The 18,235-nt window shown below is 75.1% G+C and carries 16 protein-coding genes; 5 read left to right on the top strand and 11 right to left on the bottom strand.

All coding sequences use genetic code 11. The annotated features are described in order from the left end of the window. Positions 1 to 282: 282 nt before the first annotated feature. Complete coding sequence (locus ACZ66Z_RS12350; protein ID WP_469933893.1) at positions 283 to 2,304, bottom strand: HelD family protein; 2,022 nt, start codon at positions 2,302 to 2,304, stop codon at positions 283 to 285. 252 nt (positions 2,305 to 2,556) lie between these two features. Here ACZ66Z_RS12350 and ACZ66Z_RS12345 point away from each other — a divergent pair, with 252 nt between their 5' ends. Further along, positions 2,557 to 2,781: a hypothetical protein gene (locus tag ACZ66Z_RS12345; RefSeq protein WP_469933892.1), complete on the top strand. Its 225-nt coding sequence runs from the start codon at positions 2,557 to 2,559 to the stop codon at positions 2,779 to 2,781. Positions 2,782 to 2,788: 7 nt separating this feature from the next. On the opposite strand, the gene ACZ66Z_RS12340 is transcribed toward ACZ66Z_RS12345, so the two are convergent. After that, positions 2,789 to 4,429, bottom strand: a complete 1,641-nt coding sequence (locus ACZ66Z_RS12340) for a DNA repair helicase XPB (RefSeq protein ID WP_469933891.1) — start codon at positions 4,427 to 4,429, stop codon at positions 2,789 to 2,791. Between the two features lie 170 nt (positions 4,430 to 4,599). Further along, positions 4,600 to 7,191, bottom strand: coding sequence for a helicase-associated domain-containing protein (locus ACZ66Z_RS12335; protein ID WP_469933890.1), 2,592 nt, complete (start codon positions 7,189 to 7,191; stop codon positions 4,600 to 4,602). Positions 7,192 to 7,263: 72 nt separating this feature from the next. Here ACZ66Z_RS12335 and ACZ66Z_RS12330 point away from each other — a divergent pair, with 72 nt between their 5' ends. Next, a complete protein-coding gene (locus tag ACZ66Z_RS12330; RefSeq protein WP_469933889.1) occupies positions 7,264 to 8,283 on the top strand; it encodes a hypothetical protein in 1,020 nt (339 codons plus the stop codon). A 440-nt stretch (positions 8,284 to 8,723) separates the two neighbouring features. Here the strand turns inward: ACZ66Z_RS12330 and ACZ66Z_RS12325 are convergent, their stop codons facing one another. Genes ACZ66Z_RS12325 through ACZ66Z_RS12315 form a run of 3 tightly spaced genes read right to left on the bottom strand, consistent with a single transcriptional unit; the run spans position 8,724 to position 11,619 of the window. Continuing rightward, positions 8,724 to 9,530 (bottom strand): ABC transporter ATP-binding protein, encoded by an 807-nt coding sequence (locus ACZ66Z_RS12325; protein WP_469933888.1) that lies wholly within the window; start codon positions 9,528 to 9,530, stop codon positions 8,724 to 8,726. After that, positions 9,527 to 10,618 carry a FecCD family ABC transporter permease gene (locus tag ACZ66Z_RS12320; RefSeq protein ID WP_469933887.1) on the bottom strand — a complete coding sequence of 364 codons (1,092 nt, stop codon included), beginning with the start codon at positions 10,616 to 10,618 and terminating at the stop codon, positions 9,527 to 9,529. The genes ACZ66Z_RS12325 and ACZ66Z_RS12320 overlap by 4 nt, the downstream gene beginning before the upstream one ends. Further along, on the bottom strand, positions 10,615 to 11,619 hold the full coding sequence (locus tag ACZ66Z_RS12315; RefSeq protein ID WP_469933886.1) for a FecCD family ABC transporter permease: 1,005 nt from the start codon (positions 11,617 to 11,619) through the stop codon (positions 10,615 to 10,617). Before ACZ66Z_RS12315 ends, ACZ66Z_RS12320 begins: the two co-directional genes overlap by 4 nt. 98 nt (positions 11,620 to 11,717) lie before the next feature. Here ACZ66Z_RS12315 and ACZ66Z_RS12310 point away from each other — a divergent pair, with 98 nt between their 5' ends. Beyond that, positions 11,718 to 12,359 (top strand): HAD family hydrolase, encoded by a 642-nt coding sequence (locus ACZ66Z_RS12310; protein WP_469933885.1) that lies wholly within the window; start codon positions 11,718 to 11,720, stop codon positions 12,357 to 12,359. Here ACZ66Z_RS12310 and ACZ66Z_RS12305 read toward each other — a convergent pair. Further along, positions 12,347 to 12,634 (bottom strand): hypothetical protein, encoded by a 288-nt coding sequence (locus tag ACZ66Z_RS12305; protein WP_469933884.1) that lies wholly within the window; start codon positions 12,632 to 12,634, stop codon positions 12,347 to 12,349. The genes ACZ66Z_RS12310 and ACZ66Z_RS12305 overlap by 13 nt on opposite strands. A 143-nt stretch (positions 12,635 to 12,777) precedes the next feature. Between ACZ66Z_RS12305 and ACZ66Z_RS12300 the strand changes: the two genes are divergently transcribed. Further along, positions 12,778 to 13,161, top strand: a complete 384-nt coding sequence (locus ACZ66Z_RS12300) for a cold-shock protein (protein ID WP_469933883.1) — start codon at positions 12,778 to 12,780, stop codon at positions 13,159 to 13,161. A 7-nt stretch (positions 13,162 to 13,168) separates the two neighbouring features. Here the strand turns inward: ACZ66Z_RS12300 and ACZ66Z_RS12295 are convergent, their stop codons facing one another. The 4 genes from ACZ66Z_RS12295 to ACZ66Z_RS12280 all read right to left on the bottom strand — a co-directional run bounded on the left by ACZ66Z_RS12295 (position 13,169) and on the right by ACZ66Z_RS12280 (position 16,811). Next, positions 13,169 to 14,023 carry a 1,4-dihydroxy-6-naphthoate synthase gene (locus tag ACZ66Z_RS12295; protein ID WP_469933882.1) on the bottom strand — a complete coding sequence of 285 codons (855 nt, stop codon included), beginning with the start codon at positions 14,021 to 14,023 and terminating at the stop codon, positions 13,169 to 13,171. Next, the gene (locus ACZ66Z_RS12290) at positions 14,020 to 14,751 is read right to left on the bottom strand and encodes a futalosine hydrolase (RefSeq protein WP_469933881.1); all 732 of its coding nucleotides are present in this window, start codon (positions 14,749 to 14,751) and stop codon (positions 14,020 to 14,022) included. Before ACZ66Z_RS12290 ends, ACZ66Z_RS12295 begins: the two co-directional genes overlap by 4 nt. A 7-nt stretch (positions 14,752 to 14,758) precedes the next feature. Continuing rightward, on the bottom strand, positions 14,759 to 15,238 hold the full coding sequence (locus ACZ66Z_RS12285) for a DUF2771 domain-containing protein (RefSeq protein ID WP_469933880.1): 480 nt from the start codon (positions 15,236 to 15,238) through the stop codon (positions 14,759 to 14,761). Between the two features lie 184 nt (positions 15,239 to 15,422). Further along, positions 15,423 to 16,811 carry an MFS transporter gene (locus ACZ66Z_RS12280; protein WP_469933879.1) on the bottom strand — a complete coding sequence of 463 codons (1,389 nt, stop codon included), beginning with the start codon at positions 16,809 to 16,811 and terminating at the stop codon, positions 15,423 to 15,425. A 411-nt stretch (positions 16,812 to 17,222) separates the two neighbouring features. Here ACZ66Z_RS12280 and ACZ66Z_RS12275 point away from each other — a divergent pair, with 411 nt between their 5' ends. Then, positions 17,223 to 18,152, top strand: coding sequence for a DUF3027 domain-containing protein (locus ACZ66Z_RS12275; protein ID WP_469933878.1), 930 nt, complete (start codon positions 17,223 to 17,225; stop codon positions 18,150 to 18,152). Positions 18,153 to 18,235 lie beyond the last annotated feature (83 nt).

Raw genomic sequence — 18,235 nt, 5'->3', positions numbered from 1 at the left:
GGGCCCAGGCTCCCGCGCCCTGACCCGCACCCTGTTGCGCGCCGCGCTGTCGGTGCGGGTCCGGGCGCGGAAGGCGGAGGCGCCGCTATGGGCGCCGTCCCGTGTGCCCACCCGTCCCGCCCCAGCGGGACGATTGCCCACACGGCGGGCGGCGAGAGGGGCACCGCCCAGCCGGGCGCGGGCCCACACGGCGGGCGGCGAGAGGGGCACCGCCCAGCCGGGTGCGGGACCGCGCGGAGGTGCGGGGTGGGCGCCGCCCGTCTCAGGGCCCCGGCGCCGTCGTCACGGCGTCCCCAACTGCTCCGGAAGCGGCGCCGAGTGGACCACCGTCAGGCCCGACACCGCGCGCGTCAGCGCCACGTACAGCCGACGCAGGCCCGTCCGTTCGTCCGGTTCGCCGTCGACGACCGCCGCCGGCTCGTCCAGGACCACGTAGTCGTACTCCAGGCCCTTCGCGAGCGAGGCCGGGACCAGCGTCAGCCGGGACTCGGCCGTCGTCTCCTCGCCGGGCGAGAGGGGGACGAGTCCCGCCGCCCCCAGCGCCTCCGCGAGCGGCGCGATCCGCGCGTCCGCCGCGATCAGACCGATCGAGCCCTCGTGCGCCAGCGCCTCCACGCAGGCCGCGACGACGTCCCCGTCGAGCGCGTCGCTGGAACGGACCTCCAGGGAGCCCGGGTTCTCCCGGACCGACTCCACCGCCGCGAGCCCCGGCGACATGTGCGGAAGGAGCCGCGAGGCGTACGCGATCACCTCGCGCGGCACGCGGAAACCGGCCGTCAGCTCCTCCACCACCGCCTCCGGTTTCCCCAGGTGCCCGAGCGCCTGCGCCCAGCTCTCCGTCGCCCACGGCGTCGTGCCCTGCGCCAGGTCGCCCAGGACCGTCGCCGAACCGGTCGTGCAGCGGCGGCCCACCGCCCGGTACTGCATGGGGGACAGGTCCTGCGCCTCGTCGACGACCACGTGGCCGAGCGAGTGCGTCCGCTCCACCAGGTCCTTCACCTCGTCGATGAGGACGGCGTCCGCCGCCGACCACTTCGCCGACCTCACGCTCCGCGCCGGCTTCGCCCACAGCAGCAGCTTCTGCTCGTCCTCGGTGAGCAGCCCCTCGGCGTGCTCGGCGAGGAACTCGGCGTCGCCCAGCAGCCGCAGGACCAGCTTCGCGGGCTCGACGAGCGGCCAGCACTCCTTCACGACGGCCTTCACCGCCGCGTTCCGCGCGACCGCGTTCTGCACCCGGTCGTCGGGCGCCTCGCCGGCCTCCTCCATCCGGACCAGGACGGCGTGCGCGATGCGCTGCGGCAGGGCCTCGCGGGCGGCGCCGTACCGGATGTCGCGGTCCAGCAACTCCCTTACCATCTCCTCCAGTTCATAGGCGGGGACCCGCCAGCGCCGCGAACCGCGCACCACCATCAGGGGCTCCTTCGGCAGCGACACGTGCGAGCGGACCGCCCGCCGCAGCACCTCCGCCATCCGGGCGTCGCCCTTCACGACCGCCGTCGCCGCCTCGTCCGCGCCCCGCACCTCGACGTGCGCCACGAGGTCGGCGACCGTCGCCTGCTGGACCTCCAGCTCGCCGAGCGCGGGCAGGACCTGCTCGATGTAGTGGAGGAAGGAACGGTTCGGCCCGATGACCAGGGTGCCGGTGCGGGCGAGCCGCTCCCGGTGCGCGTACAGCAGATACGCGACACGGTGCAGGCCGACGGCCGTCTTTCCCGTCCCCGGTCCTCCCTGCACGCACACCGTCCCCGACAGGTCGGAGCGGACGATCCCGTCCTGCTCCGGCTGGATCGTGGCGACGATGTCCCGCATGGGGCCGACGCGGGGCCGCTCGATCTCGGCCTGGAGCAGCCGGCTGGTGCGTTCGAGCTCCCGGGGGTCGGAGAGGTGCTCGTCCTCGTACGCGGTGAGCTCGCCGCCCGTGTAGCCGAACCGGCGCCGGAGGCCCACGTCCTGCGGGTCCTTCCGCGACGCCTGGTAGTACGGCTGCGAGACCGGCGCACGCCAGTCGATCACCATCGGGTCGCCGTCGGCGTCGTGGACGTGCCGCCGCCCGATGTAGAAGCGCTGCCCCTCCTGCGTGGTGTGCAGGTAGTCGAGCCGCCCGAAGAAGAGCGGGGTGTCGGCGAGGTCCGCGAGCGCCTTGATCCGGTCCTCGATCTGCCGCCCGAGCACCAGGGAGTTGACCCAGTTCGCGGTGACGTCCTTGATGTCGAGCGCCTCGACGTCCTCGCGCATCGCGCGCAGCGCGGCGCGGGACGACGTCAGATGGGCGCGCTCGCGCGCGAGCGGGTCGGATGCGGACACGGTGAAGCCTCCGGGCAGGTGGATACGCGGACACGACGAGGTGGCCGCCGGTTTCCGACCGGGCGGCGGCGCTCCACGGGACGGGAGGCGGGGAAGCCGACGAGTGTAACTCCGGCGATCGGCCGGAGCGAATCCCTTTCCCCTGGAGGAGGACCGCCGACGGCCCCTAGGGGGAGGGGTCCGACGTGAGGGGGACCCGGATTCCCTCCCCAGACCGATGTATCCGCAATGTCCGGATTCCATCATGGAGGCATGACAGCGACGACCTTCCCCCTCGTGACCACCGTCCCCCGCCCCCACCGCCTCGCCACCGCCCTCCGCGCGATACGCGCCTTCGGCGGCGCGGCGGCCGGAGTCGTCCTCCTCGGCGACTACGGCCCGCCCGGGGCGGGGGTCAAGGACCCCCGCCCCCGCCTCCTGCGCACGGACTGCACGGACCGCACGGACCGGACGGACCGCACGGGCCGGACGGACTAGGGCCGGACTAGGAACCGAGCAGCTCGTCCGCGTCCACGATCCGGTACGCGTAGCCCTGCTCCGCCAGGAAGCGCTGGCGGTGCGCCGCGAAGTCCTGGTCGATCGTGTCCCGCGCGACCACCGAGTAGAAGTGCGCCTGGTGACCGTCCGCCTTCGGCCGCAGCACCCGGCCCAGGCGCTGCGCCTCCTCCTGGCGGGACCCGAAGGTGCCCGACACCTGGATCGCGACCGTCGCCTCCGGCAGGTCGATCGAGAAGTTCGCCACCTTCGACACCACGAGCACGTTGATCTCGCCGTTGCGGAACGCGTCGAAGAGCTTCTCCCGCTGCGCGTTCGACGTCTCGCCCTTGATCACCGGCGCGTCCAGGTGCTCGCCGAGCTCGTCCAGCTGGTCGATGTACTGCCCGATGACGAGGATCTGCTGCCCGGCGAACCTCCTCACCAGGGCCTCCGTCACCTTCCGCTTCGTCGCCGTCGTCGCACAGAAGCGGTACTTCTCCTCCGCCTCGGCCGTCGCGTACGCGAGCCGCTCCGCATCGGTCAGGTTCACCCGCACCTCGACGCAGTCGGCGGGCGCGATGTACCCCTGCGCCTCGATCTCCTTCCACGGCGCGTCGAACCGCTTCGGCCCGATCAGCGAGAACACGTCGGACTCCCGCCCGTCCTCCCGCACCAGGGTCGCGGTCAGCCCCAGCCGCCGACGGGCCTGGAGATCGGCGGTGAACTTGAAGACCGGCGCGGGCAGCAGGTGCACCTCGTCGTAGACGATCAGCCCCCAGTCGCGGGAGTCGAAGAGCTCCAGGTGGGGATAGATCCCCTTCCGCCTGGTCGTCAGCACCTGGTACGTGGCGATGGTGACCGGCCGGATCTCCTTGCGCGTGCCGCTGTACTCGCCGATCTCGTCCTCGGTCAGCGAGGTCCGCTTCACCAGCTCGTGCTTCCACTGCCGCGCGGAGACCGTGTTCGTCACGAGAATGAGCGTGGTCGCCTTGGCCTGGGCCATGGCACCCGCCCCGACCAGCGTCTTGCCCGCACCGCAGGGCAGCACGACGACCCCGGAGCCGCCGTGCCAGAAGCCGTCGACGGCCTGCTTCTGGTACGGGCGCAGCGCCCAGCCGTCCTCGGCGAGGTCGATCCGGTGCGCCTCCCCGTCCACGTACCCGGCGAGGTCCTCGGCCGGCCAGCCCAGCTTCAGCAGCGTCTGCTTGATCTGCCCGCGCTCGGAGGGGTGCACGGCCACGGTGTCCGCGTCGATCCGCTCCCCGACCAGCGGCTGCACCTTCTTCGACCGGAGGATCTCCTCCAGGACGGGCCGGTCGGTCGAGGTCAGCACGAGCCCGTGCGTGGGGTGCTTGGAGAGCGTGAGCCTCCCGTACCGGGCCATGGTCTCGGCGATGTCGACGAGCAGCGCGTGCGGCACGGGATACCGCGAGTACTCGACGAGCGCGTCGACGACCTGCTCGGCGTCGTGCCCGGCGGCCCGCGCGTTCCACAGCCCCAGCGGCGTCACCCGGTAGGTGTGGATGTGCTCCGGCGCCCGCTCCAGCTCCGCGAACGGCGCGATGGCCCGCCGACAGGCCTCGGCGAGCTCGTGGTCGACCTCCAGGAGCAGCGTCTTGTCGCTCTGGACGATGAGTGGCCCATTCACGTGCGATCAGGTCCTTCCGGCACCCGGCCGTTCCCGTAACGGCCAATCCTCCAGTGTGCCGCATGGCCGCGGCCGACGGCCCCCGCCCGGGTGCGGGGCCCGCCCCGGCTCCGGCGACGGCCCCCGCCCACGGGGGCGCCGCGCGCCCCGCTCCCGTACGGGAGGGCTCGTCACACCTGGTCGTCCGCCAGTTCCGCCACGCCCGTGATCCGGTGCAGGGGGTACGTGCGGACCTCGTCGGCCGTGTGGTCGTAGCCCGTCACGAAGCCGCCCTCGACGCGGACCGGGGCGAGGACGCGCTGGCTCGCCGTGCCCTCCGCGTTCACGTAGCCGATCCAGACCGCCGACCCCGTCATCACCGCCGCCTGGACCGTCGCCAGGGTCTCGGCCGCCGAGGTGCGGGGGAGGCCGCCCGCCGTCGCCACGGGTGCCGCGGGCTCCTTCCGCACCGCCGTCGCCGCCCGGTCGCCCGCCCGGATCGCCTTCACCGCCGCGCCGAGGAGGGTCGTGTCGGGGACCGGCGGGCCGTCCGGGACGGGCACCGGGGCCGTCCGGGCGGGCGTGCGGTACGCGTCGGCACGGGTGACCAGGACGTCGCCCTCGGCGGACTCGGCGGCCGGGGCGTACCCCATCGACCGCAGCCCGTCGAGCAGCGACGCCGGGTCCGCCTGCGCGGCCAGCACCGTCGGCGCGAGACGCCGCAGACCCAGGGCGGCGGAACGCCGGTCGGCCAGGATCTCGCCGAGGACGGTGTCGTCGTCGCAGCGCACGTACGCGGAGGCCGCCCCGATCCGCAGGTGACCGTGTCTCCTGGCCACGTCGTCGATCAGGTACGCGAGCGGCTGCGGCACCGGCGTCCGGGAGTGCGCGGCCAGGAAGTCGTGCAGGTCGGAGGCCGACCGCCCGGAGTCGAGGGCGCGCCGCACGGAACCGGGCGTGAACCGGTACACCGTCGCGCCACCCTTCGATTCCACGTCCGCCAGGACCGCGAGCACGTCGGCCAGCGGCCGCCGCAGCGGCCCGGGCGCGACGGCCGTCAGGTCGGCCTGGAGCAGCACGTGGTCGACGGCCTCCGGAAGCAGCGGCGCGAGCAGGGTCGCCGCCCGCCCGGCGGCCACCGACAGCTCGACCCGGCCCCCGTGGTCGGAAGGGGGCGCGGCCTCCGCGAGGGGAAGGTTGAGCAGCGCCCGGGCGGGGCCGGCGAGCGCGCCCCGCCCCGTGATCCCGAGCAGCTCGGCCTCGGCCAGCGTCCAGCGGGCGAGCCGGGACCGCAGATCGGCGTGGACCTCGGGGGCGGGGCCGGTGGTCTCGTGCGCCCCGGCCGCGGTCACGGCCTGCGGCGCGCGCGGCGGGACCGGCTGCGCGGCGCTCCGCGGCGGCCGCTCCCAGCGCAGCCGGGCGAAGACCGTCCCGGGGTCCGCGGCGGCGCCCGGCGGCAGGGTCGCGAGGAGCTCCAGGACCCGGTGGCGGACCTCCGGCGCGGGCGCGCGGTCCAGGTCCGGGCCGAGGACGGCGAGCGTGCGGCCCTTCGCGTCCTGGCCGCCCACCAGGCCCGGGGTGCGGGTCGCCGTGAGCCAGGGCGCGACCAGCCGCGCCCAGCGCTCGGCGGGCGGCAGGTCGAGCCAGTCGTCGTACGCGGGCGTCGGCGCGTACCGCTCGTCCGCCTCCCCGTCCGAGGCGAGCAGCCCCGCCCCGAAGCACAGTTCCAGCCAGAACGCGGCGACCTGCTCCGTCACGTCCAGGGCCGCCGCCGTCCGCTTGAGGTCCCGTACGGACATCCCGCCCGCCCGCAGCACCTGGGGGCCGCCCTGGTCCCAGGACTTCAGCAGCTCCTCGACGGTCGCGAGCGCCGCGTACGCCTGGCCGGCGGCGGCGCTGTCCACCACCTGGGGACGGTAGTCGCGCACCGTCCCCACCACCGGCGCCACCGGCTCCGGCGCCCGGTGCGCCCGTCCGCCCCGCAGGTGCAGCGCCACCTCGCGCGGCAGCACCATCGTCCGCGCCGACACCGGCAGCAGCAGGCCCCGGTCGCGCAGCCAGCGCACCGGGGGCGCCGGGTTCGCCGTCACCTCGCCGTACGGCGGACCCCACACCAGCCGGTCCAGGACGGAGAGGGCCTCCGGGGACGCCTCGTCGAGCAGCGCGCCCATCCGCGCCCGGTCGGTGAACAGCTCCGTGAGCGCCGCCACCGCCGACACCGGATCGTGCGTCGCGGCCAGCCCGGCCGTCGTGATGATCTCCTGCACCCGGCCCGGCGACATCCCCGCCGTCGCCTCCGCGACCGTCGGCCCGAGCCCCGTCGGCGACGGATGCTGCGCCGAGGGCGCGAGCAGTTCCCGCGCGGTCCGCACCAGCCGCAGCCGGTCGTCCTCGCCCCACACCAGGGCCTGTTCGCGCAGCAGCGCCACCGCGCCAGGCAACGCCGCCTCGATCGCCGGATCGCCCTCGTCGCCGGTGAGCAGCGCGAGCAGTACGGGGTACGGGGCGGGGTCCGGGGCGACGGCCAGCGCCTCGGCCGTCTGCAGGGCGAACCGGTCGAGCCGCTCCAGGGCCCGTACCACCGAGCCCCGCGTGCCCGCGCGGGTCGCCAGCTGCGTCAGGTCGTTCGGTACGGGGCTCAGCAGGTCGGGCCGGGCGCGCAGCAGCGCGGCGAGCCCCTCGTCGCCCCGCGCGCGGAGCGCCTCCGCGAGCGTGCGCGGCGCCGCGCCGACGCTGGTTACCTCGGGCACGTGCGCCTCCCGGTCGAGCTCACCGATCCCCATCCGGACCACGTTAGCCGCTGTTCAGGCGCTAACGTCGGGCCGTACCGGGTGGACCGGCCGTGGAGGGGCGCCGTGGGGATCGAGAGCGACCGGTTGGTCTACGACTATCTGAGCCGGGTCGGCGACCTGGCACAGCAACGGCAGCTGCCGGCGAGCGACCGGATGAAGCTCGTGTCCGGGCTGCGCGGCGAGATCGACCGCCGGCGCGCCACGCACGGCGAGGAGAGCCCGGCGGCGGTACGGGGCATCCTCGGCGCCCTGGGCACCCCGGACGAGGTCGTGGACCGGGCGGGGTCCTCGCGCGGGCGGCCGGCGCCGGGGCCGCGGGCGGGGAAGGGGGAGGGGAACGGAGACGGGGCCGGGGCCGGGGACACGGCCGACGGCGCCCCTGCCGCGTCCGGCGCCTCCGAAAACCCGCGCGGGGCTTCCGGCGCGTCGGATCCCGGTGCTGCGGGCCCCGCGATCCCCGCGCAGGACACCCGCGGTCCCGACGGGGCGGCGGACTGGTGGCGCGACGCCGACGCCTCCGACGCCTCCGACGCCTCCGACAGCGGGTTCCTCGGCTTCGTCGGCGGCATCGAGCGCCCCGACCTCTTCGCGCCGCCCGCTCCGGCGGAGGACGAGGACGAGGGGGCGGAGGAGCCCGCACCGGGGAAGGCCCGCCGCCTGGCGCGGATCCTCCGGCTCCGCAAGGCCCCGGTTCCGGCCCCGGCCCCCGAGGTGCCGGGGCCGGAACCGGCGGCGCCCCGCGTCCGTCTCGCGAGCCCCTTCGTCCTGCTCGCCGCGCTGCTCCTGCTCGGCGGCGCGGTCTTCGGTTCGCTGATCGCCCTCGCGGCGGGCTGGCTCCTCGCGTACGCCTCCCGCCGGCTGACCCCGGGCGAGGTCAAGGGCGCCGTCCTGGTGATCCCCGGCCTCGCCGCCGCGAGCGGGGCCGTCTGGCTCTGGGGCCGCGTCGAGGGCCGCTGGGGAGAGGCGGTGGCGCCGGGCGGGGAGGCGATGGGCACGGCGGTCTCGGAGACCTGGCCCTGGATCCTCCGCGGCGCGGCGATCGCCTCGTCCCTGTTCCTCATCTGGCGATCCCGCAGGCACTGAGCCCCGCGCCGGGGGCCGCCGTTCCGCCGGGGCTGCGCCCACCCGTTGTGGGCAGTTGTTCCGCTGGGGCGGAACGGGTGGGCACAACGGAACGGCGCCCCTGCCGGCGCCCGAGGCTTCCGCGCCCTGACCCGCACCAGCAGGTACGGCGCACACGTGGTGCGGGTCCGGGCGCGGAACGCGGAGGCGCCGCTAGGGGCGCCGTCCCGTGTGCCCACCCTCCCCCAAGCTCTCGGCTTCGCTCGAGCAGGGGGGACCCCCTTCGCCCCTGCGGGACGATTGCCCACACGGGCAGGGGGCGGGGGCACCGCCCAGCCGGGCGCGGGCCCACACGGCGGGCGGCGAGAGGGGCGCCGTCCAGCCGGGCGCGGGCCCATACGGAGGTGGCGGGAGCGCACCGCCCCGCCCGGCGCGGGGGCCGAGGTCCGGTGGGGTGCCGGTCACGTGGGGGTCTGGGTCTCCGCGTGCCACGGCGCCCCCGGCACCACCAGCGGCGACCCCGTCACCGGGTCCGGGACCACGACCGACGAGAGCCCGAAGACGTCCCGTACGAGCTCCGCCGTGACGATCTCCGACGGCGGGCCCTCCGCGACCACCCGGCCCGCCTTCATGGCGACGAGGTGGTCGGCGTACCGGGCGGCCTGGTTCAGGTCGTGGAGGACGAGGACGACGGTCCGGCCGCGCAGCCGGTTGAGCCGGCGGACCAGGTCGAGGACCTCCACCTGGTGGGAGATGTCCAGATAGGTGGTGGGCTCGTCGAGGAGGAGCAGGTCGGTCTCCTGGGCGAGGGCCATCGCGATCCACACCCGCTGCCGCTGCCCGCCCGACAGCGCGTCGACGGGCCGGTCGGCGAGGGCGGTCACGTCCGTGCGGGACATGGCGTCGGCGACGGCCCGCTCGTCCTCCTCCGACCACTGCTTCCACCAGGCCTGGTGCGGCTGGCGGCCCCGGGAGACCAGGTCGGCGACGGTGATGGCCTCGGGCGCGACCGGCGTCTGCGGCAGCAGGCCGATCGAGCGGGCGATCCGCTTGGTCGGCAGCTTCGCCAGGGACTCCCCGTCGAGCAGGACGGCGCCGCCCGCCGGCTTGAGGAGCCGGCCGAGCGCCCGGAGGGTGGTGGACTTGCCGCAGGCGTTGGGGCCGACGATCACGGTCACCCTGCCGTCGGGGACCGCGAGGTCGAGCTCCTCGACGACGGTCCGGTCCTCGTAGGCGAGCGTCAGCCCGCGCGTGGTCAGCCTGCTCACGCCTTGCCTCCAGCAGTTCGGCTCCGGACGACGAGCCAGATCAGATACGGGGCGCCGACCGCCGCCGTGAGGACACCCACCGGCAGCTCGACGGGGGAGAACAGCCGTCGGCCGAGCAGGTCGGCGACGACCACGATCACCGCGCCGGTGAGCGCGGAGCAGAGCAGCGGGATCTGCGCCGTCCGGGTGGTGCGGCGGGCGATCTGCGGGGCGAGCAGGGCCACGAAGTCGACCGGTCCGGCGACGCCCGTCGCGACCGACGCGAGCACGACGCCGACGGCGACGAGCCCGAGCCGGACCCCGCCGAGCCGTGCGCCGAGCGCGGTCGCCGTGTCGTCGTCGAGGGAGACGGTCCGCTGGGCGCGGGCCGCCCACAGCACGGCGGGCAGCAGGAGGAGCAGCGTCCAGCGGATCGGGGCGGACTCGTCCCAGCCGCGCCCGTTGAGGGAGCCGGTCATCCAGATCTGGGCCTGCTGGGCGACGAGGTAGTCGCCCTTCGTCATGAAGAGCGTGATGAGGGAGCGCAGCGCGATCGCGATGCCGATGCCGATGAGCACGAAGCGGGTCGCGTGCAGTCCGCCGCGCCAGGCGAAGGCGTACACGAGGGCGGCGGCGAGGACGCCGCCCGCGAGGGAGACGTACGGCAGGACGGCGTACGAGGTGAGGCCGAAGGTCATCGCGGCGACGGTGACGGCCCCGGCGCCCTGGCTGATGCCGATGACGTCGGGGCTGGCGAGCGGGTTGCGGGCGACGGTCTGGATGAGGCCGCCCGCGATGCCGAAGGCGGCGCCGACGGCGAGGGCGACGACGAGCCGGGGCGCGCGCAGCTCCTCGACGACGAACGCCGACGGCGACGGCCGGCCCAGGAGGATCCGTACGACCTCGCCGGGCGGGACGGACCGCTCGCCGACGCAGAGGTACGCGACGCAGGCGGCGGCCAGGAGGACCAGGAGGCCCGTGGCGACGAGGGCGGAGCGACGGTGGACGAGGAAGGACGCCCGCCCGGCACGGACGAGCCCGTACCCGGCGGGCCGCACTCCGGCGGGGGCCGCGCCCTTCGCGGGCGGGCCCTGGAGGGTCGCGCTCACGCCGCCACCGCCTTCCGTCGGACGAGCGTCACCAGGAACGGCACGCCGATCAGGGCCGTCATCACGCCGGCGGGGACCTCGCCGGGCGGGAAGACGATCCGTCCGGCGACGTCGGCGGAGAGCAGCATCACCGGGCCGACGAGCGCGGCCATCGGCAGCACCCAGCGGTGGTCGGAGCCGACGATCGCACGGGCGATGTGGGGGACGGCGAGGCCGACGAAGGCGACGGGGCCGGCGGCGGCGACGGCCGCGCCGGTGAGGACGGTCGCGCCGAGCCCGGCCACGATCCGTACGGTCGCGACGCGCTGCCCCAGCCCCTGGGCGACGTCCTCGCCGAGCGCGAGGGCGTCGAGCCCGCGCGCCACGGAGACGACGAGGACCGCGCCGAGCAGCAGGAAGGGCCAGATCCGGCCGACGATCTCGGCGTCGCGCCCGTCGAGGGAGCCGATCTGCCAGAACCGGAACTCGTCGAGGGCGGAGGCCCTGGTCGTGAGGACGCCGGTGGTGACGGAGAGCAGCAGCGCGTTGATCGCGGCCCCGCCGAGCGCCAGCTTCACGGGCGTGGCCCCGCCGCGCCCGCCGGAGGCGATCGCGTGGACGGCGACCGAGGCGAGGGCGGCGCCGGCGAAGGCGAACCACACGTATCCGCCCAGCTCGTGCACGCCGAGGAAGGCGATGGCGAGGACGACCGCGACCGAGGAGCCCTGGCTGATGCCGAGGATGCCGGGGTCGGCGATCGGGTTGCGGGTGATGCCCTGGAGGGCGGTGCCGGCGAGCGCGAGGGCGGCGCCGACCATCAGCCCGATGAGGGTGCGGGGGACGCGGAGCTGCCGGACGACCTCGGCGTCGTCGCCCGTGGCGCCGTGCAGCAGGGCGTCGAGGACGGTGGCGGGCGCCACGGGGCGGGCGCCGACGGCGAGGCTGAGGAGGACGGCGAGGAGCAGGGCGACGAGAGCCGCCGAGGTCGCGAGGACCCGTCTGGTACGGAAAGCGGCTGGCATCGGGACCCATCGGGGGAGTGCAGGTTTGGTTAGGCTCGCCTCAGCTTAAGCGGCGCCCATTCGAACACCTGGGCCCCGGGTCCCCTGACAATGGCTCCATGACGACCACGCCGCCCGCGCCGCTCCCGCCCGTGAACCCCCTCACCGTCGGCTTCGACCTCGACCTGACCCTGCTCGACACCCGCCCGGGCATCAGGGCGGCCTTCGTCGCCTTCTCCGTCGAGACGGGCGTCCCGATCGACGCCGACCTCGTCGTGAGCCGCCTCGGGCCGCCGCTGGAGCAGGAGATGGCGCACTGGTTCCCGGCGGAGCACGTCACGGAGATGACCGCCCGCTACCGGGCGCTCTACCCCGCGTACGCGATCGGGCCCACGGTCCCGATGCCGGGCGCCCGGGACGCGATCGAGGCCGTGCGCGAGGCGGGCGGCCGCACGATCGTCGTCACCGCGAAGAACGGCCCGCACGCCGAGCTGCACCTCGCCCACCTCGGCATCGAGCCCGACGCGGTCGCCGGCGGCCTGTGGGCCGAGGGCAAGGCGGAGGCCCTGCGCGCGCACGGCGCCGGGGTGTACGTCGGCGACCACGTGGGCGACGTCCGGGGCGCCGCCGCCGCGGGCGCGTACGCGGTGGCCGTCGCGACCGGTCCCTGCCCCGCCGAGGAGCTGGCCGCGGCCGGCGCGGACGTCGTCCTGCCGGACCTGACGGACTTCCGCCCCTGGTGGGAGGGCTACCGCGGCTGAGCGGGGGCGGCAGCGGCGGCCGAAACCCGCCGGGCCTGCCGCCGCTGGGCCGCGACCGACCGCAGGAGCCCGGCGGCGGCGACGAGGAATCCGACTCCCATCAGCATCGACACGAGGTACGCGACGGTGGGGAACGGGTCCGTCCCGAGGAACAGCGGCGCCACGGTGACCAGCGTCGCGACCGCGCCGACCGCGAACAGGATCACGCCGGCCTTGACCAGTCCGTCACCCGGGGCACTGTCGTCCACCGGCACGGCGGGGGTTTCACTACGCATTCGGCCAGGGTAGTTCCCAGGCCGGAGGAACACGTCGGCGACGTCTTGTCACCGGCCTCCTGACCATTAGCCTGGTGCCGGCGGGTCGGCCGACGACCCGCCGTTTGCCATCCCCATCGACGAGGACGAGGACGAGGACAGACGTGCCTACCGGCAAGGTCAAATGGTTCAACAGCGAGAAGGGCTTCGGCTTCCTCTCCCGCGACGACGGCGGCGACGTCTTCGTGCACTCGTCGGTGCTCCCGTCCGGAGTCGACGCCCTGAAGCCGGGACAGCGAGTGGAGTTCGGGGTCGTCGCCGGTCAGCGCGGCGACCAGGCGCTGTCCGTCACGATCCTCGACCCGACCCCGTCCGTCGCCGCGGCACAGCGCCGCAAGCCCGACGAACTGGCGTCCATCGTCCAGGACCTGACGACGCTCCTGGAGAACATCACGCCGATGCTGGAGCGCGGCCGCTACCCGGAGAAGGCGGCGGGCAAGAAGATCGCCGGCCTGCTGCGCGCGGTCGCCGACCAGCTGGACGTGTAGCCGCCCCTCAGGGGAACGCGAGTGCGTCCGGGCCGAGGGGCGGTACCAGTCCCTCGGCCGCGGCGCGCGTGAGCAGCCCGCGGACCGCCGCGTAGCCGTGCTCGCCGAGGTCGGCCGTGAACTCGTTGACGTAGAGGCCGATGTGCTGGTCGGCCACCTTCGGGTCCATCTCCTGGGCGTGCTCCAGGACGTACGGCCGGGAGGCGGCGGGATCGTCCCAGGCCATCCGCACCGAAGCGCGGGCGGACTCGGCGAGCAGTTCGAGGGTCTCGGCCCCCAGCGAACGGCGGGCGACGATGGCGCCCAGCGGGATCGGAAGGCCGGTCGTGGACTCCCAGTGCTCGCCCATGTCGGCGAGGCAGTGCAGTCCGTAGTCCCGGTACGTGAAGCGGGCCTCGTGGATGACGAGCCCCGCGTCGACCTTCCCGTCCCGTACGGCGGGCATGATCTCGTGGAACGGCATCACGACGACCTCGCCGACGCCGCCGGGCACGGTCTCGGCCGCCCACAGCCGGAACAGCAGGTACGCGGTGGAGCGCTCGCTCGGCACCGCGACGGTCCTCCCGGCCAGGTCGGCGCCCGTCGCGGCGTCCCGGGTCAGCACCAGCGGGCCGCAGCCGCGGCCCAGGGCGCCGCCGCAGGGCAGCAGGGCGTACTCGTCGAGGATCCACGGCAGCACGGCGTACGACACCTTCAGGACGTCGTGCGTGTCGGTGCCGCCCTCCGCCCAGCCGTTGGTGACGTCGATGTCCGCGAACGTCACGTCGAGCCGGGGCGCGCCCGGGACCCGGCCGTGCGCCCAGGCGTCGAAGACGAAGGTGTCGTTCGGGCAGGGCGAATAGGCGATCTTCAGCTTGGTCACGACGGCTCCCACGACTTCGTGAAGACGGTTCTGCTGAGCAGCTCGAAGGTGTTCCCGAGGGCGGCCAGGGCCTCGCCGATGCGCCAGGCGGCGCGGTCGCGCGGACCGACGGCGTTCGACACGGCCCGGATCTCGACGACCGGCACGCCGTACGCGGCGGCGGCCTCGGCGACGCCGAAGCCCTCCATCGCCTCGGCGGCGGCCGTCGGGTGGCGCTCCGCGAGCTCGGCGGCGCGACGGGCGGTGCCGGTGACGGTGGAGACGGTGAGGACGGGCGCGAGGGCGTGCGGCGGGCCCCCGGCGTCCAGGGCGGCGGAGATCCGCCCGGTCAGCTTCCCGGGCACGGGGTGGACGGAGCGGCCGAAGCCGAGCTCCTCGACGGCGAGGTACCCGTCCGGGGTCTCGGCCCCGAGGTCGGCGGCGACGATCGCCGAGGACACGACGACGGAACCGACCGGCGCCGCGGGCCGGAACCCGCCGGCGATCCCGGCGGAGACGACGAGGTCGTAGCCGCCCCCGGCCAGGGCCTCGCGGGCGAGGGCCGTCCCCGTCGCGGCGGCGACGGCCGCGGGGCCGACCCCGCCGACGAGGACGTCGATGTGGTCGTGGCGGCGCAGGGTGAAGCCCCCCGGCAGCGGGACGGGCCCGGAGCCGCCGGGGGCGAGGCCGGCGGTGACGGAGTCCGCCTCCGCCGCCACGGCCGTCACGATCAGGATCCGGTGGACCACCGGCGGATCAGGAGTCCTTCTTCAGCTGGAAGTGCCAGACGCCGGTCAGCTTCTTGCCGGTGTTCTCAACGATGGTCACCTGGGTCTTGTCGGTGGCCTCGCCGGTCTGGCTGGAGAAGAAGGCGCTGGCCGGGATGGTCCGGTACGTCTTCTTGTACGGCTCGGGCTCGGCCTGCTGGCCGCCGAGGAAGATCGTCCAGCCGTTCTCCGCGATCTCCGGGTCCACGCCGAAGCGGATCTTGTCGTCCGTGGAGACCGTGATGGTCTTCTCGGCCTTCTTGTTGAGGCACTGCTGGATCTGCGACTCCTTGATGGCGTCGCCGTCGTTGTAGCAGGCGGCCTCGGTGTTCACCGATTCGGTCCCGACCGTCAGGGTCGCGAGCGGAGTCGGCTTGTCGCAGGCGGAGAGTACGAGGAGCCCGGCGGAGACGGCCCCGAGGGCGACGGCGGCCCGGCGGCGCGAGCCGGAGAAGAACGCAACGGTCATGAGCCGAAGGCTATCGGGCCGCCGCGCCCGCGCCACGCGGGGGTACGGCGTGCCGCCCGGGCGTACCGCTTCGTACGGGGTGTCCCGGGGCCTCGTACGGGGCGCCCCGGGGCTTCCCGCGGGTCTCGTACGGGGTGGTCCTGCGGGTCTCGTACGGGGCGTCACGGGGATCGTACGGCGTGTCCTAGGACACTTTCGCCCGGGGGCGGCCCTCGCCCTTGGGGCCCGGGCGGCTGCGGCGGGTGGCCGAGAGGAGGCCGCGGACGGAGAGGACCGCGCCCAGGCCCAGGATCCCGGCGGCGACGGACATGCCGAGGGTGCCGTTCAGGGGCAGGGCGATGCCGATCCCGCCGCCCACCACCCACGCCATCTGCAGGGCCGTCTCGGAGCGGGCGAACGCCGAGGTCCGCACCAGCTCCGGCACGTCCCGCTGGATCAGCGCGTCCAGCGACAGCTTCGACAGGGCCTGGGTGAGCCCCGCGACCGCGCCGAGGACGGCGACCATCAGGCCGCCGAAGAAGACCGCCGTGCAGACCGCCGTGCCGAACACCACGCTGATCATCGTGGCGATGATCACCTCGGGCCCGTGACCCCGGTCCCGCAGCAGCGAGCCGACGGCCGTGCCGCAGGCGTTCCCCGTGCCCGCCGCCACGCCCACGATCCCGAGGGAGACGGCGGCGCTCTGCCCCGACAGCGGGTGCTCGCGCAGCAGGAACGCCAGGAAGAAGATCAGGAAACCGGACAGCATGCGCTGCGACGCGTTCGCCGCCAGGCCGTGCAGCACCGACGGGCCCACCGTCCGCAGGCTCGGCTTCTTCTCGCCGTGGGTCAGCAGGTGCGCCCGCCGCTCGCCCTTCGCGGAGTCCACCTTGTGCGGCATCCGCAGCGCCCAGAACGTCCCGAGCAGGAACAGGGCGCACGCCCCGTACAGCGGCCAGCCCGACCCGATCATCTGCAGCCCCGCCCCGACGGGCGCGGCGATGCCGGTGGCGAGCAGCCCGGCGAGCGTGACCCGGGAGTTCGCCTTCACGAGCGAGAAGCCCGGTGGCAGGAGCCGGGGCACGACGGCGCTGCGGACCACCCCGTACGCCTTGGAGGCCACCAGGACGCCGAGCGCCGCGGGATACAGCTCCAGACCGCCCGTCGCCACGGCCCCCGACATCATGATCGCGAGGACCGCGCGGGTCAGCATCGCGCCCGCCATCGCCGCGCGCCGCCCGTGCGGGATCCGGTCCAGGAGGGGACCGATCACGGGGGCGAGGAGGGCGAAGGGGGCCATCGTGATGGCGAGGTAGAGCGCGACGCGGCCGCGGGCCTCGTCGGTCGGCACGGAGAAGAAGACGGTGGAGGCGAGGGCGACGGTGATCATGACGTCGCCGGCGCCGTTCACGGCGTGCAGCTCGATCAGCTTTCCGAGCCCCGACTCGCCCGCGCCGTGCGCGTGGGTGGCCTTCCGGATGCCCTTCGCGGTCCCGGTGAACGGCAGGTGCAGGGCACGACCGACCTTCCGGCCCGCTCGGCGGAGCGGCCCGGCGGGATCATGCGATCGTACGGGGGACCGTGCGGCTGCCACCCCGTCATACTGCCCCACGGGGGCGCCCGGCGAACCGTGGCACGACGGAGACCCCCACGAGCGATCGGGAACGGGGCGGTGGGGCGCACGGCTCGAACCGGTCCGTACGCGGGTTTCCGCGGGCGGTTCGGAGCGGGCGGGTCGTCCGCGATGCGGGCCACTTGGAGCGGGCAGGTGGGCGGAGGCCCGCGAACGGGGTAGCGTGCGTAGCGCGTCACCGGCGGAAGCTCTCGGCCGCGCGCCTCTTCGGCATCCCGCAGAATGGATGACGTTAGGTGTGCCCGAGACGCGCGAGACAAGTCGGGTGCGGACGTCGATGCGGCCCTCTGGTCCGCTCCGCCCGCCGCCCGTGGCTTCGCTCCCGCCCCTCGGCCGGCGCACCCGTGACGGCGTAGGAGAGAAGCGAGACCTGTGAGTGCTGCGACGACGCGAAGCGGTACCCCGCGTACCCCGCGAGCCACGCGTACCCCCGACCGCCTGTGCGCGGAGGCCGTAGACCTCGCGCGGGAGGCCGCCGAGGAGGCGGCCGCGCCAGGGATCGTGGGCGCGCACGTCGAGGTCGTCGCGGAGGGCGACCGGGTCGTCACGCACTTCTTCGAGTCCAAGGAGCCCGGTTACCGGGGCTGGCGCTGGGCGGTGACCGTCACCCGCGCCTCCCGCGCCAAGAACGTCACGCTCGACGAAACCGTCCTGCTGCCCGGCGCCGACGCGCTCCTCGCCCCGGAGTGGGTGCCGTGGAGCGAGCGGCTGCGGCCCGGCGACATGGGCCCCGGCGACCTCCTGCCCACGGAGCAGGACGACCTGCGCCTGGAGCCCGGCTACTCCGGCGAGGACGCGCCGCCGCCGAACTCCGCCGTCTCGGAGGAGATGGAGGAGCACCTCGACGAGGAGGACGCGGAGCTGACGTCGCGGACCCCGTCGCGCGGGGCGATCGCCGCGGTCGCCGAGGAACTCGGGATGCGGCGGGCGCGGGTCCTCTCCCGCTACGGCCTGCACGTGGCGGCGGACCGCTGGGACGAGGCGTTCGGCGCGAAGACGCCGATGGCCCAGGCGGCGCCCGCCTCGTGCGAGTCCTGCGCGTTCCTGGTGCCGCTGGCCGGCTCCCTGAAGCAGGCCTTCGGCGTCTGCGCGAACGAGTTCTCCCCGGCGGACGGCCGGGTCGTGTCCCTCGCGTACGGCTGCGGGGGGCACTCGGAGGCCGCCGTCATGCCGAAGCCCCCGCGCCCGGCCCTGCCGGTCCTGGACTCCATGGCCGCGGACGAGTTCCCCCTCCGCCCGGCGAAGGACTCCGGCTCCACGACGGAACCGGACGCGGCGTCGGAAGACCTCGGCCACTCGTAGGCTCCCGCCCCGGGGCCCGCGCCCGCTGGACCGGCCCCCACCGCACGGACCCGCACCCGGCGGGGCGGCGCCTCCGCCCACCC

This window comes from Streptomyces sp. NPDC107498, from assembly GCF_055582805.1.
This window is presented reverse-complemented; position numbering and strand designations above follow the sequence as displayed.